Consider the following 258-nt stretch of genomic DNA (forward strand, 5'->3'; position numbering starts at 1 on the left):
GGGCGAGCAGCAGTTAGTGGAGTTACTGGCGCAGTGGCGCTGGCCAGAGCCGACGCGGGCGGTACATTCAGACTTTTTGCGCACCACCCAAACCGCCGCCAGGGTAGCAACGGCGTTTGCTCTGGACATGCAAAAAGAGGAGCGCTTAAGGGAGCGCCACTTTGGCGAACTGGATGGACAGGCGGATAATCACTACCCGCAGGTGTGGGCCTTCGATGCCAAGAGCGCTGAACACACCCAGTGGCAGGTAGAGCCGGT

The 258-nt window shown here is 60.9% G+C and carries 1 protein-coding gene; it reads left to right on the forward strand.

Features of this window, described 5'->3' with window-relative positions; genetic code table 11:
- A partial coding sequence (locus R0J92_RS24365) for a histidine phosphatase family protein (RefSeq protein ID WP_411053579.1) occupies positions 1-258 on the forward strand: 258 nt, incomplete at both ends.

Source organism: Tritonibacter sp. SIMBA_163 (assembly GCF_046535935.1).
In the GTDB taxonomy this organism is placed as follows: domain Bacteria; phylum Pseudomonadota; class Alphaproteobacteria; order Rhodobacterales; family Rhodobacteraceae; genus Epibacterium; species Epibacterium scottomollicae.